A 15,793-nucleotide genomic window follows, 5' to 3' on the forward strand; every position below is an offset into this window, starting at 1 on the left:
CTGACACCGGCTCTGACCTCGGCGCTGGGATGTTCACTGACACCCGCGCTGACCGGCGGGAATGCATCGACCCCCGGAAGTGCTGAATACTGGGCAGAAGAACCAGCTCGGCGCACAGGCGTGCGCAACCACTACAGGGAACCGGGAAGAGATTCATGAAGGTATTGGCAGCCATGTCCGGCGGAGTGGACTCCGCTGTGGCCGCGGCGCGCGCCGTGGACGCCGGCCACGAGGTCGTCGGGGTGCACCTGGCGCTGAGCCGGATGCCCGGCACGCTGCGCACCGGGTCCCGCGGCTGCTGCACCATCGAGGACTCCTCCGACGCCTGGCGCGCCTGCGAGAAGCTCGGCATCCCGTTCTACGTCTGGGACTTCTCCGAACGCTTCAAGGCCGATGTGGTCGATGACTTCATCAGCGAATACGCCGCTGGCCGCACCCCGAATCCCTGCATGCGCTGCAACGAGAAGATCAAGTTCGAGGCGCTGCTGGACAAAGCCATCGCACTGGGCTTCGACGCCGTGGCCACCGGACACTACGCCAAGGTCTTCCGCGACGCCGAGGGCAGCCCGGAGCTGCACCGGGCGGCCACCTGGACCAAGGACCAGTCCTACGTGCTCGGGGTGCTCACCACCGAGCAGCTCGAGCACTGCATCTTCCCGCTGGGCGAGACCCCCTCAAAGGACCTGGTCCGCGCCGAGGCGGCAGAGCGCGGACTCTCCGTGGCGAAGAAGCCCGACTCCCACGACATCTGCTTCATCCCCGACGGGGACACCCGGGGCTGGCTCGCCGAGCAGATCGAGCTGCGCAACGGCCCGATCCTCGACGCCGAGGGCGAGCAGATCGGCGAGCATGAGGGCTCCGAGGCCTACACCGTGGGCCAGCGCCGCGGCCTCAAGCTCGGCCACCCCGCCCCGGACGGAAAGCCCCGGTTCGTGCTGGAGATCCGGCCCAAGGACAACACCGTGGTCGCCGGGCCGCGCGAGCTGCTCGAGATCGACCGGCTCACCGGCATCCGGCTCTCCTGGGCCGGCGCCCCGGTCCCCGAGGCCGCCACCGGGGAATGGTTCTCCCTGGACCTGCAGATCCGCGCGCACGCCGACCCGGTGCCCGCCCGCGCTCGGGTCGAGGCCGAGCACCCGGAGACCGAAGACGGCGCACCACGGCTGATGGTGGAGCTCGAGGATGCTCTGCAGGGCGTCGCCCCCGGTCAGACCGCCGTCATGTACCAGGGCACCCGGGTGCTGGGACAGGCCACCATCGACACCGCCCGCTCGAAGAACTACCAGCCGGTGGCCTCCGCCGCCCAGTAGGCTGGATGCATGAGCACTGATCCCCGCGCCGGCGAGGCCGGCACCCAGATCGAACCCGAGATCCTCGATGAGCTGCTGTCCATGCGGGCCAGCATCGACAACATCGATGCGACGCTGGTCTACCTGCTGGCCGAGCGGTTCAAGGCCACCCAGCGCGTCGGAGTGCTCAAGGCCAAGCACCAGCTCCCCGCGGCCGATCCGGCCCGGGAGAAGAACCAGATCTCGCGGCTCAAGCGCCTGGCGAATGAGGCCCAGCTCGACCCGGAGTTCGCCGAGAAGTTCCTGAACTTCATCATCGAAGAGGTCATCCGCCACCACCAGGCGATCTCCAGCGCCGGCCTCGGCTCCGAGCAGTCCAGCACGGAAGCCCCCGGCGCCGCAGCGGTCGGCCCCGGAGAATCCGCCGCCGACGCGGCCGCACCCCACGATTCGACCGACCGCTGATGCCCCTGCGCTCCGCCGCGGCCGGTGTGATGCCTGGGACCGATCTGCTGCACAGCGCAGAGCTGCAGGCCGCCGAGCTGCCGGCACCGCACCTGCCCGGACTTCCTGAGCTTCCCGGACGCGGACTGCACTCGCAGCTGCTGGGCCGCAGTCTCGCTCAGCTCTCCGAGCTCGCCACCGAGCTGACCTCCTACGGCTGGCGGCTCACCCAGCGACCCGGCGCCGATGACCAGCGCGCCCGCGGCTGGCTGCGCTCGGATGTGGACACCCTGGCCGACGTCCGGGGGCGGCGCCGCGAGGCCGGCCTGGACGCCACCGACGAGAACGGACTCGCCGCTCCCCTGGTGCTGGAGCTGCTGGGACCGATCAGCCTGATGGCGAGCCTCGCGCTGCCCTCCGGCGAGAAGGTGCTCACCGATCATGGGGCACGCCGGGACCTGGCCGGCTCACTGGCCGCCGGGGTCGCCGAGCACCTGACCCATGTGCGGCGAGCCTGCGCGCCGTCGTCGTTGACGGTCATCATCGCCGAACCCGACTACATCCGCGCTCGCGGAGGCCTGATCCCCACGGTCAGCGGCTACCGGACGATCCGGGCGCTGGACCGCGAGGAGGCCCGCGGCCACCTGGGCATCATGATCGAGACCCTCCAACGCGGCGGTGCCGAGGAGATCCTGCTCGACCTCGGCGGCGGCGTGGAGGCGGAGCATCTGCAGGACTTCCGCGCGACCCAGGGGCCGCGGGTCAGCGGCTTCGGAGTCGATCTGACCGTGATGCAGGCACAGGGTTGGGAGCGCACCGCCGAACTGGTTGAATCTGGGGCCACCATGCTCGCCTCCACAGTGACCGCCGCGGAGGCCGCTGCAGCCGCGCGGCCTCACTCCCCGGAGGCCGCACGCCGCGGGGACGCCCAGCTTCCCCAGGTCAACGACCTGGCACGAAGGCTGCGTGGGCCTTGGGACCGGATCGGGATGCCGCTGAGCAGTCTGGAGAGCTTCATCCTGGTCGGCTCCGCAGCCCGGCACCAGGCAGAACCAGCCCGCTCGCAGTTCGCCTCGCTCACCGAACCCGCCGCGATGCGGGTGCTCACCCGGGTGCGCGACACCGCCGAGGCGCTGCGCGACCAGCTCCGCGAAGCCTGAGCGGGGTGCGCCCCTTTCCGCTTCCGTCACCGCTTCCCTCCCCCTCCCCTCGCGCCTTTCCCCTCACGTCCCTCCCCTCCATCGCTGGGGCGGCAACGGGTGGAATGCGGCCGCAGGAAGACCTCAGAGCACCTGGATGCGCCCCACGGACACGCTTCACCCCGGAAACTCGCCCCTCTATCCGAAAGAGACCCCATGGACCAGCGACTCTCCCTGATCACCCTCGCCGTGGCCGACCTGCCGGCGACCCGACGCTTCTACGTGGAGGGTCTCGGCTGGGCGCCCAGCGTGGAGGCCCCCGGGGTGCTGATGCTGCGCGCCGGCGAGCACCTGCTTCTCTCGCTCTGGGACCGCGCGGAGTTCGAGACCGAGGTGGGCCCGATCATGACCGGTCCAGGGTTGGCGCCGCTGACCCTGGCGCACAACGTCGCTGAGGACGCGCAGGTCGAGGAGGTCCGGAACCAGGCGCGCGCGGCTGGAGCCACTGAGATCCAGCCCGCCGAACGTCGCGCATGGGGCGGCTACAGCGGATACTTCGCCGACCCCGACGGATTCCGCTGGGAGATCGCCTGCGCGCCGGGCGAGGTCAACGACGTCGTCCTACCCTGAGCCGAAGTCACTCCGCCTGGCCTTCCTTGCCGCATCCCGCCTCCCGCCTCCCGCGCCCACCCGCACCATTGCTGGGGCGGCAACGGGTGGAATACGGCCGCATAGGGAGCTGAGAGCACCTGTATGCGCCCCAGAGACACCGGGATACCGGGAATGCGGCCGCATAAGGAGCTGAGAGCACCTGTATGCGCCCCAGAGACGCCGGATAGGCGGTATGCGCCCCAGAGACGCCGGGATACGGCGAATGCATGACCGTGCCCCCGCTCAGCGTCGGGCGGCGGCCATTCCGGCGGTGCGCGCCTGGGCGATCACTGCGGGCAGCGCGGCGGCCAGCGCGGCCACATCGCGCTCCGTCGTCGTCCAGCCCAGGGTGAAGCGCTGAGCACCGCGGGACTGTTCCTCGCTGAGGCCCATCGCGAGCAGCACGTGGGAGGGGCGCGGGACCCCGGCGGTGCAGGCCGAGCCGGTGGCGGTGTCGAAGCCCGCCATGTCCAGCATGAACAGCAGCGAATCGCCCTCGGCGTCGTCCACGGTGATGTGCAGGTTGTTCGGCAGCCGCAGCTCCGGGTGGGTTCGCGGGTCCGGCCCGCGCAGCGTGACTCCTTCGAGCCCGACGACGGCGTCCAGCAGCTCATCCCGCAGTCCCGCCAGCCGCTGAGACTCCTGCTCCTGAGAGGCCACCAGCTCCTGGGCCACCGCGGCGAAGGAACAGATCCCGGCGACGTCGAGCGTGCCGGAGCGGATGTCGCGCTCCTGCCCGCCGCCGTGCAGCACCGGGGTCAGCACCACGTCGCGTCGGACCAGCAGCGCGCCGATCCCCACCGGGGCGCCGATCTTGTGCCCGCTGATCGCCAGGGTCGCGGCGCCGGAGTCGCGGAAGCTCATCGGCGCCGTGCCGGGCGGAAGCGAGCCGAAGACCTGGACCGCGTCGGTGTGCAGCGGCACCCCGAAGCGCGCACAGAGCTCGCCGATCTGAGGGATCGGCTGTATCGCCCCGGTCTCGTTGTTGGCCCACATCACGGTGACCAGCGCGACCGAGTCCGCGGACTCGGCCAGGGTGGCCTCCAGTGCGGGCAGATCCACGATCCCCTGCGCGTCCACGGCGACGATGCCCAGTGCGGCGCCCTCGTGAGTCTCCAGCCATTCAGCCGTCTCGAGCACCGCGTGATGTTCGATCCCGGGCAGCAGGATCCGACGCCGGGCCGGGTCCTGCGCGCGGCGCTGCCAGTAGAGCCCCTTGACCGCGAGGTTGTCCGCCTCGGTGCCCCCGGAGGTGAAGATCACCTCCGAGGGGTGGGCTCCTGCGGCGCGGGCGAGCTGCTCGCGGGCGGAGTCCACCGCCAGCCGGGCGCGACGGCCGGAGCCGTGCAGCGAGGAGGGGTTCGACAGCGCCGGCATCACTTCGGTGAGCACACGCATGGCGGTGGGCTTGATCGGAGTGGTGGCGGCGTGGTCGAAATAGGTTCCGCCCGGCAGGGCCTCAGGTGCAGATGACATCGTGTCCACGATTCTACGCTTTTGGGGCTATCGTGAATCCTCGATGAGCAGTCACTCCGAAGATCTCTACAGTGTGCTGGGCATCGGCCCCGACGCCGACGCCCAGGCCGTCCGCGCGGCCTACCGCAAGCAGGCCAGGCGGGCCCACCCCGACGCCGGCGGCACTGCGGAGGAGTTCCACGAGGTGCAGTCGGCCTGGGAGGTCCTCGGCGATGAGGCTGCCCGGGCCGCCTACGATCGGAAGCTGCGCCAGCCGCAGGGCGCCGGCGCGGAAGAGGACTCCGAGAACGACGGGCCCACCTACGGCCGCCCAGGGTTCGGCGGCTTCGGCGGGTCAGGGGCGGCATTCCGGACCACCGCCTCGGGCAGCACCTCGGCGCGCTCCGGCAGCGCCGATTCCGCGCGCACCCCCTCGGGGACCGCCCATCTGGCCCCGATCTACATCCCGGACCTCTCCCGGCCCGAGCCGCTCTCGCTGCCGCTGACCAGTCAGCGCACGCATGGTCGGTTCGCCTCGAAGGGACTCTTCGGCGGAGGCCGCACCCGCCGCGCCGAGCGGATGGCGGCGCTGTTGGAGAAGCACGTGCTCGCCGAGCTGCCCACCGCGCGACTCTTCAACGCCGTCGCCCTGGAACCGGCGGGCAAGGATCGCCGCGGAGCCAGCCGCCCCCCGCGCGGGCCGGCTGTTGATCACGTGCTGGTCTGCGGGGACACCCTGGTGGTGGTCTCCTCCTTGGAGGTACCCGCTGCGGCTGCCTCCTGGGACGGCCACCGGCTCCACGCCGCCGGACGCTCGCTGACCCTGCCTGACCTCACCGGAGACTCCCGGTTGCTGCGGGCCACCCTGGAGGCCGCGATGCGTGATGCCGGCCGCGAGACCAGCCTGAACCTGGGGCAGCAGCTCGTGCTGCACTCCCCCGACGGCGGCATGCAGAGCCCGGTGGTGGAGTCCCGCGGGGCCGGCATCGCCCGGGCCCCGCTGGCCCCGGCGCGTGCCTTCCGCAGCATCCGCGAGCAGCTCGCCGCCTCCGCCCAGGCCAACGTGATCGACCGGCATCTGCTTGCCGCGCTGCGCCGGCAGCTGCAGCACCCGTTCGAGTGACCGCGCGATGAGCCGAGTCCGGCGCCGGTAGGATGACCGGCGTGAACACTCCGATTCGGGTGCTGGTGGACCAGCCTGAGATCCCCGGCAACACCGGCAACCTGATCCGGCTCGCCGCCGTCACCGGGGTGGAGCTGCATCTGGCCGAACCGATCGGCTTCGACTTCGCCGACGCCAAGCTGCGCCGTGCGGGTCTGGACTACCACGATCTCGCCGTGATGACCGTGCACCCGAACCTGGAAGCGGCCTATACGGCACTTGCCCCCCAGCGCATCTTCGCCTTCACCGGCGAGGGCACCGTCACCCACACCTCGATCACCTACCGCCCGGGCGATGTGCTGCTCTTCGGTCGGGAGTCCACCGGGCTGGATGAGGCGGTCAAGGCCGATCCGCGTATCACCGATCGGGTGCGGATCCCGATGCTCGCCTCGCGGCGTTCGCTGAACCTGGCGAACTCGGTCTCGATCGCCGTCTACGAAGCCTGGCGTCAGGACGGTTTCGGCGGAGCCGTCTGACGCTCATGAGGGTGTTGGTGCCGCTGAAGCCCTCTGGGGATCGCTACACTCACCAACCATGGACACCGCCTCTGACCGCTCTGCATCGGATCACCCCGAAGACCTCCCCGACGGCGACCTGAACCGCGCAGAACACGACCGCGGGTCCGTCCATGACACCACCGGCAACGACGACGTCGGCGGCCGGCCCGACTCCGCCGAGTCCTCGCACGATCCGAGGCTGAGCGAGCTCCTCGCCGGTTCCGCCCGCGGCGACCAGCCCTCCTTCGCCACCTTCTACGAGGCCACCTCCGATGTGGTCTACGGGCTGGCGCTGCTGATGCACGAAGAGCCTGAGGGGGCGCAGGCCTCCATGTTGGCGGTCTACCACCAGCTCTGGGACCAGGCCGACGAGCGCGCCCAAGACCTCCGGCTGCAGTCCCAAGCCTCGGAGCTGCTCACCGACGAGCACGCCGCCGACGAACATCGCCCCGACGACGCCTACCGGCCCACCGAATACGAGCTGGTCCTGGAATGGCTGGTCCCGCTGGCGCACCGGATCTTCGTGGAGCGCTTCCGCGAGGGCCTGGCCACACCGATCCGCCTCGCAGTGGTCCCGGCCGATGAGGGGGGCGGGATCGCCGGTCTTCCCGAGGAGATCATCGAGGACATCAGCGTGCTCTCGGACTCGCAGTCTCAGGCGCTGGCGCTGAGCTACCTCGCCGGCGACACGCACCAGCAGGTGGGCGCCGCGGTGGGCGCAGCCGTTCCGGCCGTGAAGTCCCGACTGCGCGACGGCATGACCCGGATGCACACCAGACGCACCACCCGCGAGGCGGAGCTCGATCCGATCCTGCGGGCCGCGGTGACGAAGAAGGACGTGGAACGCTCCGGCGCGGTGAACCGGAACTTCACCGAGGACATCGGCGCCGACGTCGAACACGGACTGCTCGTGGAGCTCGCCGAGGTCTACGCGCTGGACGCTATCGACAACCGGGAGCGCGCCGTGCTGGATGAGGCCGCCCTGACCGCCGACGAGGCCACCGCGCGCGCCTGGGACACCCGGGTGCTCTCGGCCCGGCGCACGCTCGCCGAGATCTTCACCGCCTACCCGGTGGTCCCGCCTGGCCAGCTGCTCGAGGAGGTGCTCTACAACCTCTCCGACCAGGAGGTGGGCATGGGGATGGTGGAGTCCATCTCGAGCCACACCGAGGTGGCTCCCAAGCGCGAGCCGGTGGTGAAACGTTGGATGATCGTCAGCGGGCTCGCCGTCGTCGTGCTGGCCGCGGTCCTGCTGATCTGGGGACTGACCATCGGCCAGGACGTGCAGGCCACGGCCGACGGGGACCCCGAGGCGCGGGTGGTCGACGGCATCGAGCTCGCCGAGGGCGGCACCGCACGGGCGGTGATCTCCGAGGCCGAGAATGTGGGCTATGTGGACTTCTCCGAGGTCGGGGAGCTCGAGGGCGACGCCACCTACCAGCTCTGGCTCATGCCGCGCGACGACGCCCAGCCCAGTTCGCTGGGCAACTTCACCGCCGCGGAGCTCGAGGAAGAGATCGTGACCCTGCGCAATATCGAATCGAACCGGGCGCTGCAGATCACGGTTGAACAGATCCGCGGCGAGGAGCGCCCGATGGGCGAGACCGTCGGCGAGATCGAGATGCGTGAACGAGTCACCGACGGCCCGCAGTACGGCGGGTCCGCCGATCAGGAGGAAGAGGACTGATGAGCGCAGAATCCACACCCACCACCGGCAGCGCTGACTTCGCGACCTGCGATCTCTACGACGCCGACGAGTCGCTGCAGTCGCTCTCGCTGCAGCTGCTGAACCTCGGCGGCCGCGCCCGATTCACCGGCCCGATCCGGACCATCCGCTGCCACCGGGACAACGGACTGGTCAAAGAGCTGCTGAACTCCCCCGGTGACGGTGCCGTGCTCGTCGTCGACGGCTCAGGCTCGCTGGACTCGGCCCTGATCGGTGACATGATCGCCGCCTCCGCTATCGAGAACGGCTGGGCCGGAGTGGTCATCCACGGCGTGATCCGTGACCGTGAGCAGCTCGCCGAGATGGACCTCGGGGTGCGCGCGCTGGGCTCGAACCCGCGGAAGTCGGTCAAGGACGGAGCCGGCGAGGTCGATGTGCCGGTCCAGTTCGGCGGCGTCAGCTTTGTGCCCGGGGCGACCCTGTGGTCCGACGCCGACGGCGTGCTCGTCAGCAACGTCTGAGTCACTGCCGGTCGGAATCACCGCCGGTCGGAATCACCGCCGGTCGGAGTCACCGCCTTCAGGGCTCAGAACCCGCTGATCGTGTCCGGGGCGTTGACCGTGACCCAGTGGAACTCCTCGGCGAAGCCGCCGGCCCCGTGGATCTCACGCATCTGCTCCAGCACGAAATCCTGCATCCGCTCGGCGTCGGGGTGCTGGCTGAAGTGGGCCCGCAGCGCATCCAGCTTCACCGACTCCTGACCCGAGACGTCGAGCCGGAGGTTCACCCGCTCCTGCGGCGCTGTGGTGAGCAGCAGATGCCGGATCTTGAAGGCCTCGAGCCCCGCGGCCGCGAGCTCCGGGTAGGCGAAGGGGTTCTCCACGGAGGGGTAGGCGGCGCGGACCACGGCCTCGCCGCAGGCCAAGTGATCGGGGTGCGACTTCTGCAGCCGGTCCCAGGCGCGTTCGGGATGCGGAGAGACGACCACCTCTGGCCGCACCTGGCGCATGATCCGCACGATCTTTCCGACCAACTCCGCGGTGGGCGCGACGAAGCCGTCGCGCTCGTCGAGCAGGATCACCTCGTGAACCCCCAGTGCCGCGGCCGCCTGACGCTGTTCGGCCTCCCGCACTCGGGCCAGCTCGGCCCCGTCGCGCCCGGGTTCGAAGCCCCCGGCGTCCCCGGCGGTGAGCAGGCACAGAGTCACCTGCACCCCGGCCGCGGTGAACGCCGCGATGCTGCCGGCCGCGCCGAAGTCGATGTCATCGGGATGAGCCCCGAAGGCGAGCACCCGGCGGACCTCGTGCTCCGCCGCCAGCGCGGCGGGGGTGGTCAGCTCGGCACGGGTGGAGGATCCGGGGGTTGCCGACATCGCGGTCTGCGAAGAACCGGCTGGGAACGACTCAGACTCAGGTCGCGCCAAGGGTCACCTCGGTCTCTTCCTGCTGGCCGTCCCGCGTGTAGCTGATCGTCACGGTCTCCCCGGCCGCGTACTCGCGGATCGTGGCGGTCAGCGCCAGCGAGTCTTCGATCCGCCGGTCGTTGACCGCGGTGATGATGTCGCCGGTGGTAAGCCCCGCTTCGGCGGCCGGGGTGTTTCCCGGCACGTCATCGATCAGCGCGCCCACGGTGAAGCCGGGCATCACCGGAGCAAGTCCGGTATCGGTCTCGTCCGGGACCTCCTGGGAGCCGGCGGCCGCGACCGTGACGCCGAGCAGCCCGTGCGAGACCTCACCGGTATCGATGAGCTCCTGCGCGACCCGCTGGGCATAGTCGATCGGCACCGCGAAGCCCACACCGATGGACCCGGCGTCGGACTCGGCGCCTCCCCCGGAGGAGGCGATGGCCACGTTGACGCCGATCACCCGACCCTCGTCGTCGACGAGGGCGCCGCCGGAGTTGCCGCGGTTGATCGCGGCGTCGGTCTGGATCACGTTGAGATGAATCGAACCCTGGGTGGGGGAACCCTCCATGTCAGGGAAGTAGAACTCGAAGCCGTCCTCTTCGCTGCCCTCCTCAGGTGCCTCCGGGGCGTCGGCACCCTCGTCCTCCACGGCGGAGGAGGCGACCGAGATGGTGCGGTTCAGCGTGGAGACGATCCCGTCGGTGACCGTGCCGGCCAGGCCGAGCGGGGCACCGATGGCGATGGTCTGATCGCCGACGTTGAGATCCCCGGAAGAGCCAAGCTCGGCCGGCTGGATCCCTTCGATGTCCTCCAGCTGGATCACCGCGAGATCACTCAGCGGGTCGGTGCCCACCAGGGTGGCGTTGGAGACCGAGCCATCGCTCATCCGGGCCTGAATGTCGGGATCCGGGGCGGCCCCGCCGAGGGTCACCACGTGGGTGTTGGTCAGCACATGGCCTTCCTCGTCCAGGATGATGCCTGAGCCCGAACCGCCCTGGCCGCCTTCGCTGACTGCCAGGGTGACCACCGATGGAGACGCCTTCGCGGCCGCGGCGGTGACCACGGTGGCGGAGTCGGGGTTGTTGATCTCGATGCCTCCGGCGGAGGAGGTGCTGATGCTTCCGTCGTCGAGCACGGCCTGGGTGCCGGCCACCACACCACCGCCGAGCAGCCCGGCGAGCAGCACCGCGAGCGCGAGACCGCCGACGCCCACGGTGCGCCTGGCGCCTGGCTGCTGCTGGCTGGGGTGCGCGAAGGCGGCACCCGATCCGTACCCGCCGTAGGCGCCATGGCCCGCTCCGCCGTAGGAGGGGTCCTGGTTGTACTGCGGCTGGCCGTACTGACCCTGCTGGTCCTGTCCGTACTGACCCTGGCCGTATTGGCCGTACTGACCGGACTGGTCCTGACCGTGCTGACCGTACTGGTCATGACCATGCTGATCCTGGCCGTACTGGTCATTAGCATCCTGACCGTACTGCGGCTGACCGTGCTGTGGCTGACCGTGCTGGGGCTGGTGCTGTTCCTGGCCTGGCTCGCCCGGGGCGTAGCCGCCCTGCTCAGCGCGGTGATGCTGGGAGGAGGGAGTCCCGGAGGGCGAGGCGGGCCAGTTCGCGGAGTAGGACTCCGCCCCGGCCTGGGCCGGCACATCAGCTTCGGGAGAGACCGGTCCCGGTGGGACAGGATCGATCCGCGCGGTGGCGTCCTCCGGGGGGTCAACATCGTCCCGGCGAGGGCCGTTGTGCGGATCTGAACTCATGGTGGAACCTGCCTTTGTGGTCTTGCGCTGTGATAGTGGGGCGGCGAGATCGGGACACGCATACTCTCGCGGGCTCGACTGCCATTGTCAGCGCCCATCCTGTATCGACGACGATAACGGCCTGGATGCCTCCTGGACGATTCCAGGAGACTGCGATCCGCCCGCCACCGTTGACCTCGCAGGCCGCGAGCCCCCTGCTACGCCCACAGACGAGCTGACCGTTGGCTGATAGACGATGTCATAGGCCACTTATAGACTCGGCCCATGGTGCCCGATATAGTCCTCAATCCACCCATCAGCCTCGGGATGATCGTGATCGGCCCGCTGCTGATCGGTGCGGTCATCCTCGGTCTGATCGGCCTGGGCGCGGTGTGGCTCTCCGGCGGCAAGAAGCAGAACCGCCGGCTTCAGGGCTTCGCGAACAACCAACAGCTCTCCGGCGGCAAGAACTCCGGAACCGAATCCGCCGAGGAGCGACGGCTGGCTGCGATGAGCCTCGAGGAGCTTCGGCGCGAGGCCGGTTCGCTGCTGATCGCGGCGGACAACGCGGTGAACTCCTCCGAACAGGAGATCCTCTTCGCCAGCGCCGCCTACGGCGATGAACAGGTCGCCCCTTTCCAGAAGGACGTGGACGAGGCGCGGGAGCACCTGCAGGAGTCCTTCCGGATGCAGCACACGGTGGACCGCGATCCGCCGGAGGATGAGCACGAGGCCCGCGAGCTGCTGCGCAAGGTCATCGAGAACTGCCAGCGGGTCAGCGAGACCCTGGAGTCACACCGCCAGGACTTTGAGTCTCTGCGCAGCCTCGAGCTGGACCCGCGTCCGGCCCTGGAGCAGCTGCGCAGCCGGATCGGCGAGCTCCGGGACCGCCGCGGAGAGGCCGAGAAGCGTCTCCCGAACCTGCAGTCCAAATACGACGACGAGGCGCTCACCTCCTTCACCGAAGGCCTGGCCCATTCCGCGCGCAGCCTTCAGCACGCCGAAGGCTCGGCCCAGGACGCCGAGCAGGCGCTCACCGATTCCCAAGCCTCCGATGCGGTGGTCGCGATCCACGCCGGAGAGGAAGCCGCCGGGGAGGCCGGGAAGCTGATCGAATCCCTCGAAGAGACCCAGTTGCGGCTGCGCAGCGCCGAGCAGAACCTCAGCATCGGTCTGGACCAGACCGAGCAGGACATCGCCCAGGCGCGCGCCACCATGCAGGCAGGCCAGTCCGCGGAGCTCGCCGGCCCCATCGCCGCGGCCGAGGCCGCGGTCAAACAGGTGCGCCGGGCGCTGGACGCAGGGTCCAAGACCAACCCGCTGGAGCTGCTGAACTCGCTCGAGATCGCCCATCGCGAGCTCGACGAGCCCTTGAACGCGGTCCGGGACCAGCAGGCCCGGGACCGACGGGCCCGTGAGGTGCTGCAGACCGAGATCCTCACCGCACGCCACCAGGTGCAGTCCTCCCGGGACTACCTGCGCTCCAAGCGCAGCGGCGCCACCTCGCGCACCCGGATGGCGGAGGCCGAACGCACCCTCGCCGAGGCGGAGGCCATCGGAGACCGCGAACCGGCCAAGGCGCTGGAGCTGGCCACCCAGGCCAAGACCCTGGCCGTGCAGGCCGCTCAGATCGCCCGCCAGGAATCGGCTGAAGACGCGCTCAGCGGCGGGGGCGGAGGCTACGGCGGCGGATTCGGCGGATTCGGCATGCCGGGCGGCTATGGCCATATGGGCGGGGGCGGCTTCGGGCGCCGTCGTCGGATGTTCTGAGTCTTCACCGGGGCCGTGCCATGGCCGTGTGAAGAACCCGTGACTAGTATCGACCACGTGAGCAATCGATAGACATTGATGCACAAGGAAAGGTGAACACTGTGAGCAAGCAGTCCATTTTAGGTCGCATGTCCCAGCTGGTCCGCGCGAACGTCAACGCCATGTTGGATCGTTCCGAGGACCCGGAGAAGATGCTGGACCAGATGGTCCGAGACTTCACCAACAACATCGCAGAGGCCGAAGAGGCGATCGCCCAGACCATCGGCAATCTGCGCATGATGGAGGACGACTACAGCGAGGATCTCGAGAACTCGAGGTCCTGGGGCCAGAAGGCGCTGGCCGCCTCCCGGAAGGCGGACGAGTTCCGCGACGGCGGCAACGCTGAGAACGCGCAGAAGTTCGACAATCTGGCCAAGGTCGCCATCCAGCGCCAGATGGAGGCAGAGTCCTCGGCGAAGTCTGCCGAGCCGACCATCACCTCCCAGCGCGAGATCGTGGACCGGCTCAAGACCGGTCTCGAGCAGATGAAGACCAAGCGTCAGCAGCTGGTGTCCAAGCGCGACGAGCTGATCGCCCGCTCCCGCGCCGCGCACGCCCAGTCCCAGGTCCACGACGCCGTGAAGTCCATCGACGTGATGGACCCGACCTCCGAGGTGGGACGCTTCGAAGAGAAGATCCGCCGCGAAGAGGCCAAGGTGCGGGGGCAGAACGAGCTGGCCGCCTCCTCACTGGATGCGCAGTTCGAGTCTCTGGAGGATCTGGGCGAGCAGGCCGAGGTCGACGCCCGGCTCGCCGCGCTGAAGTCCGGCAGCTCCGCTCCGGCGGCCCTGGGCGCCGGATCCTCAGAGGCAGGGTCCTCCGATGCGCAGGCCACCGAGGACTACACCGCGCAGCTCGAGGCCCAGGAGCGCAACCGCGCCTGAACGCAGTATGACGCCGGTTCGGCAGCGGTGCTGAAGTGATGGAACAATGGGGAGTGAACGCGACGTTCACTCCCCATTGTCGTCGCAGCAACCCAAACCTTCAGGAGACCTCCGTGACCACTGAGTCCACCTCGCACACTGCCGCCGCCACAGGTGCCACCGCGGTGAACACCGGATTGGCCCAGATGCTCAAGGGTGGCGTGATCATGGACGTGGTCACCCGCGAGCAGGCGCGCATCGCCGAAGACGCCGGTGCCGTCGCTGTCATGGCCCTCGAGCGCGTGCCCGCCGACATCCGCGCCACCGGCGGTGTCGCCCGGATGTCTGACCCCGATCTGATCACCGGCATCATCGATGAGGTCTCCATCCCCGTGATGGCCAAGGCCCGGATCGGTCACTTCGTCGAGGCGCAGATCCTGGAGCACCTCAAGGTCGACTACATCGACGAGTCCGAGGTCCTCTCCCCTGCGGACTACATCCACCACATCGACAAGTCCAAGTTCAAGGTGCCCTTCGTCTGCGGTGCGACCAACCTCGGTGAGGCGCTGCGCCGGATCACCGAGGGTGCTTCGATGATCCGCTCCAAGGGTGAGGCCGGCACCGGTGACGTCTCCGAGGCGATGAAGCACATCCGCACGATCAACGGTGAGATCGCCCGGCTGACCTCGCTGGCCGAAGATGAGCTCTATCTGGCGGCGAAGGAGCTGCAGGCCCCCTACGCGCTGGTCAAGCAGATCGCCCGCGAAGGGCGCCTCCCGGTGGTCCTCTTCGTCGCCGGCGGTGTGGCCACTCCCGCCGACGCCGCGATGATGATGCAGATGGGCGCCGACGGCGTCTTCGTCGGCTCGGGCATCTTCAAGTCCGGCAACCCCGCCGAGCGCGCCGCCGCGATCGTGAAGGCCACCACCTATTACGACGATCCCGCCGTGGTCGCCGAGGCCTCCAAGGGCCTGGGCGAGGCGATGGTCGGCATCAACGTCGCAGACCTCCCGGCCCCGCACCGGTTGGCTGAGCGCGGCTGGTGAGCACACCCCGCATCGGGGTCCTGGCGCTGCAGGGGGCCGTGGCCGAGCATGCTCGCGCCCTGCGCGCCGCCGGTGCTGAGGTCTCCACCGTGCGTCGCCCCTCCGAGCTCGAGGGCCTTGACGGGCTGATCGTGCCCGGCGGGGAATCCACCACCATGGCCCGGCTCGCCGCCCCGGTGCGGCTCTTGGAGTCCATCCGGGAGCGGCACGCCGAGGGCATGGCGATGTTCGGGACCTGCGCCGGGATGATCCTGATGGCGGATCAGATCCTCGACGCCGAGGCGCTCACCGGCTTTGAACGCATCGGCGGCCTGGACGTCGTGGTGCGGCGCAACGGCTATGGCGGCCAGCTGGAGTCCTTCGTCGGACCGCTGCAGGTGGCCGGACTCCCCGGGGACGACACCACCCCGTTTGAGGCCGTCTTCATCCGCGCCCCGGTGATCGAGTCCCTGGGCACCGACGTGGAGGTCATCGCCTCCTGGCAGGACCGGCCGGTGGCGGTTCGGCAGGGACGGATCCTGGCCGCGAGCTTCCATCCGGAGCTGACCCCGGATCACCGGCTGCATCGGTATTTCGTCGAGATCACCGCGGAGCACAAGGTCAGCTGACCTGAAAATCAGCTCTGGTTCGGG

15 protein-coding genes are annotated in these 15,793 nt (G+C 69.5%); 12 read left to right on the top strand and 3 right to left on the bottom strand.

Annotation, left to right across the window (positions count from 1 at the left end; translation table 11 throughout):
- Positions 1-155 precede the first annotated feature (155 nt).
- The 4 genes from mnmA (at position 156) to EV640_RS00180 (ending at position 3,502) form a co-directional block, all read left to right on the top strand.
- On the top strand, positions 156-1,310 hold the full coding sequence (gene mnmA, locus EV640_RS00165; RefSeq protein ID WP_036473684.1) for a tRNA 2-thiouridine(34) synthase MnmA: 1,155 nt from the start codon (positions 156-158) through the stop codon (positions 1,308-1,310).
- 9 nt (positions 1,311-1,319) lie between these two features.
- Entirely contained in the window at positions 1,320-1,754 is a 435-nt protein-coding gene (locus tag EV640_RS00170; protein WP_084479327.1) for a chorismate mutase, read from the top strand.
- Positions 1,754-2,893 (top strand): uroporphyrinogen decarboxylase/cobalamine-independent methonine synthase family protein, encoded by a 1,140-nt coding sequence (locus EV640_RS00175; RefSeq protein WP_051500827.1) that lies wholly within the window; start codon positions 1,754-1,756, stop codon positions 2,891-2,893. Before EV640_RS00170 ends, EV640_RS00175 begins: the two co-directional genes overlap by 1 nt.
- Positions 2,894-3,088: 195 nt before the next feature.
- Positions 3,089-3,502 (top strand): VOC family protein, encoded by a 414-nt coding sequence (locus EV640_RS00180; RefSeq protein ID WP_036473682.1) that lies wholly within the window; start codon positions 3,089-3,091, stop codon positions 3,500-3,502.
- A gap of 264 nt (positions 3,503-3,766) precedes the next feature.
- Here EV640_RS00180 and EV640_RS00185 read toward each other — a convergent pair whose 3' ends face one another.
- Positions 3,767-4,999, bottom strand: coding sequence for a cysteine desulfurase family protein (locus EV640_RS00185; protein WP_133725413.1), 1,233 nt, complete (start codon positions 4,997-4,999; stop codon positions 3,767-3,769).
- A gap of 43 nt (positions 5,000-5,042) precedes the next feature.
- Here EV640_RS00185 and EV640_RS00190 point away from each other — a divergent pair, with 43 nt between their 5' ends.
- From EV640_RS00190 to rraA, 4 genes are read left to right on the top strand one after another with little or no spacing between them, the layout of a single operon-like run.
- Complete coding sequence (locus tag EV640_RS00190; RefSeq protein WP_133725414.1) at positions 5,043-6,101, top strand: J domain-containing protein; 1,059 nt, start codon at positions 5,043-5,045, stop codon at positions 6,099-6,101.
- Between the two features lie 32 nt (positions 6,102-6,133).
- The gene (locus tag EV640_RS00195) at positions 6,134-6,616 is read left to right on the top strand and encodes a tRNA (cytidine(34)-2'-O)-methyltransferase (protein WP_133725415.1); all 483 of its coding nucleotides are present in this window, start codon (positions 6,134-6,136) and stop codon (positions 6,614-6,616) included.
- A 58-nt stretch (positions 6,617-6,674) separates the two neighbouring features.
- Positions 6,675-8,324, top strand: coding sequence for an anti-sigma factor domain-containing protein (locus tag EV640_RS00200; RefSeq protein WP_133725416.1), 1,650 nt, complete (start codon positions 6,675-6,677; stop codon positions 8,322-8,324).
- Positions 8,324-8,824, top strand: a complete 501-nt coding sequence (gene rraA, locus EV640_RS00205) for a ribonuclease E activity regulator RraA (protein WP_133725417.1) — start codon at positions 8,324-8,326, stop codon at positions 8,822-8,824. Before EV640_RS00200 ends, rraA begins: the two co-directional genes overlap by 1 nt.
- A gap of 65 nt (positions 8,825-8,889) precedes the next feature.
- On the opposite strand, the gene EV640_RS00210 is transcribed toward rraA, so the two are convergent.
- Together EV640_RS00210 and EV640_RS00215 are read right to left on the bottom strand one after the other, a co-directional pair.
- A complete protein-coding gene (locus EV640_RS00210; RefSeq protein WP_133725418.1) occupies positions 8,890-9,675 on the bottom strand; it encodes a PIG-L deacetylase family protein in 786 nt (261 codons plus the stop codon).
- A gap of 37 nt (positions 9,676-9,712) precedes the next feature.
- On the bottom strand, positions 9,713-11,464 hold the full coding sequence (locus EV640_RS00215) for a S1C family serine protease (protein ID WP_133725419.1): 1,752 nt from the start codon (positions 11,462-11,464) through the stop codon (positions 9,713-9,715).
- Between the two features lie 264 nt (positions 11,465-11,728).
- On the opposite strand from EV640_RS00215, the gene EV640_RS00220 reads away from it, so the two are divergent.
- The 4 genes from EV640_RS00220 (at position 11,729) to pdxT (ending at position 15,769) form a co-directional block, all read left to right on the top strand.
- Positions 11,729-13,213, top strand: a complete 1,485-nt coding sequence (locus tag EV640_RS00220) for a coiled-coil domain-containing protein (protein ID WP_133725420.1) — start codon at positions 11,729-11,731, stop codon at positions 13,211-13,213.
- Between the two features lie 101 nt (positions 13,214-13,314).
- The gene (locus EV640_RS00225) at positions 13,315-14,136 is read left to right on the top strand and encodes a PspA/IM30 family protein (RefSeq protein WP_133725421.1); all 822 of its coding nucleotides are present in this window, start codon (positions 13,315-13,317) and stop codon (positions 14,134-14,136) included.
- Positions 14,137-14,174: 38 nt separating this feature from the next.
- Positions 14,175-15,161, top strand: coding sequence for a pyridoxal 5'-phosphate synthase lyase subunit PdxS (gene pdxS / locus EV640_RS00230; RefSeq protein ID WP_133725422.1), 987 nt, complete (start codon positions 14,175-14,177; stop codon positions 15,159-15,161).
- Positions 15,158-15,769, top strand: coding sequence for a pyridoxal 5'-phosphate synthase glutaminase subunit PdxT (pdxT, locus tag EV640_RS00235; RefSeq protein WP_243832166.1), 612 nt, complete (start codon positions 15,158-15,160; stop codon positions 15,767-15,769). Before pdxS ends, pdxT begins: the two co-directional genes overlap by 4 nt.
- The last annotated feature ends 24 nt before the right edge of the window (positions 15,770-15,793 follow it).

It is taken from the genome of Nesterenkonia aurantiaca (assembly GCF_004364585.1).
Taxonomy (GTDB): domain Bacteria; phylum Actinomycetota; class Actinomycetes; order Actinomycetales; family Micrococcaceae; genus Nesterenkonia; species Nesterenkonia aurantiaca.

What these genes read in the sequence shown, in the direction of transcription:
- EV640_RS00200 (WP_133725416.1), top strand. Translation starts at nt 6,675, where the DNA reads ATGGACACCGCCTCTGACCGCTCTGCATCGGATCACCCCGAAGACCTC.
- rraA (WP_133725417.1), top strand. Translation starts at nt 8,324, where the DNA reads ATGAGCGCAGAATCCACACCCACCACCGGCAGCGCTGACTTCGCGACC.
- EV640_RS00175 (WP_051500827.1), top strand. Translation starts at nt 1,754, where the DNA reads ATGCCCCTGCGCTCCGCCGCGGCCGGTGTGATGCCTGGGACCGATCTG.
- EV640_RS00195 (WP_133725415.1), top strand. Translation starts at nt 6,134, where the DNA reads ATGACCGGCGTGAACACTCCGATTCGGGTGCTGGTGGACCAGCCTGAG.
- mnmA (WP_036473684.1), top strand. Translation starts at nt 156, where the DNA reads ATGAAGGTATTGGCAGCCATGTCCGGCGGAGTGGACTCCGCTGTGGCC.
- EV640_RS00190 (WP_133725414.1), top strand. Translation starts at nt 5,043, where the DNA reads ATGAGCAGTCACTCCGAAGATCTCTACAGTGTGCTGGGCATCGGCCCC.
- EV640_RS00215 (WP_133725419.1), bottom strand. Translation starts at nt 11,464, where the DNA reads ATGAGTTCAGATCCGCACAACGGCCCTCGCCGGGACGATGTTGACCCC.
- EV640_RS00170 (WP_084479327.1), top strand. Translation starts at nt 1,320, where the DNA reads ATGAGCACTGATCCCCGCGCCGGCGAGGCCGGCACCCAGATCGAACCC.
- EV640_RS00180 (WP_036473682.1), top strand. Translation starts at nt 3,089, where the DNA reads ATGGACCAGCGACTCTCCCTGATCACCCTCGCCGTGGCCGACCTGCCG.
- EV640_RS00220 (WP_133725420.1), top strand. Translation starts at nt 11,729, where the DNA reads ATGGTGCCCGATATAGTCCTCAATCCACCCATCAGCCTCGGGATGATC.
- EV640_RS00185 (WP_133725413.1), bottom strand. Translation starts at nt 4,999, where the DNA reads ATGTCATCTGCACCTGAGGCCCTGCCGGGCGGAACCTATTTCGACCAC.
- pdxS (WP_133725422.1), top strand. Translation starts at nt 14,175, where the DNA reads ATGGAACAATGGGGAGTGAACGCGACGTTCACTCCCCATTGTCGTCGC.
- EV640_RS00210 (WP_133725418.1), bottom strand. Translation starts at nt 9,675, where the DNA reads ATGTCGGCAACCCCCGGATCCTCCACCCGTGCCGAGCTGACCACCCCC.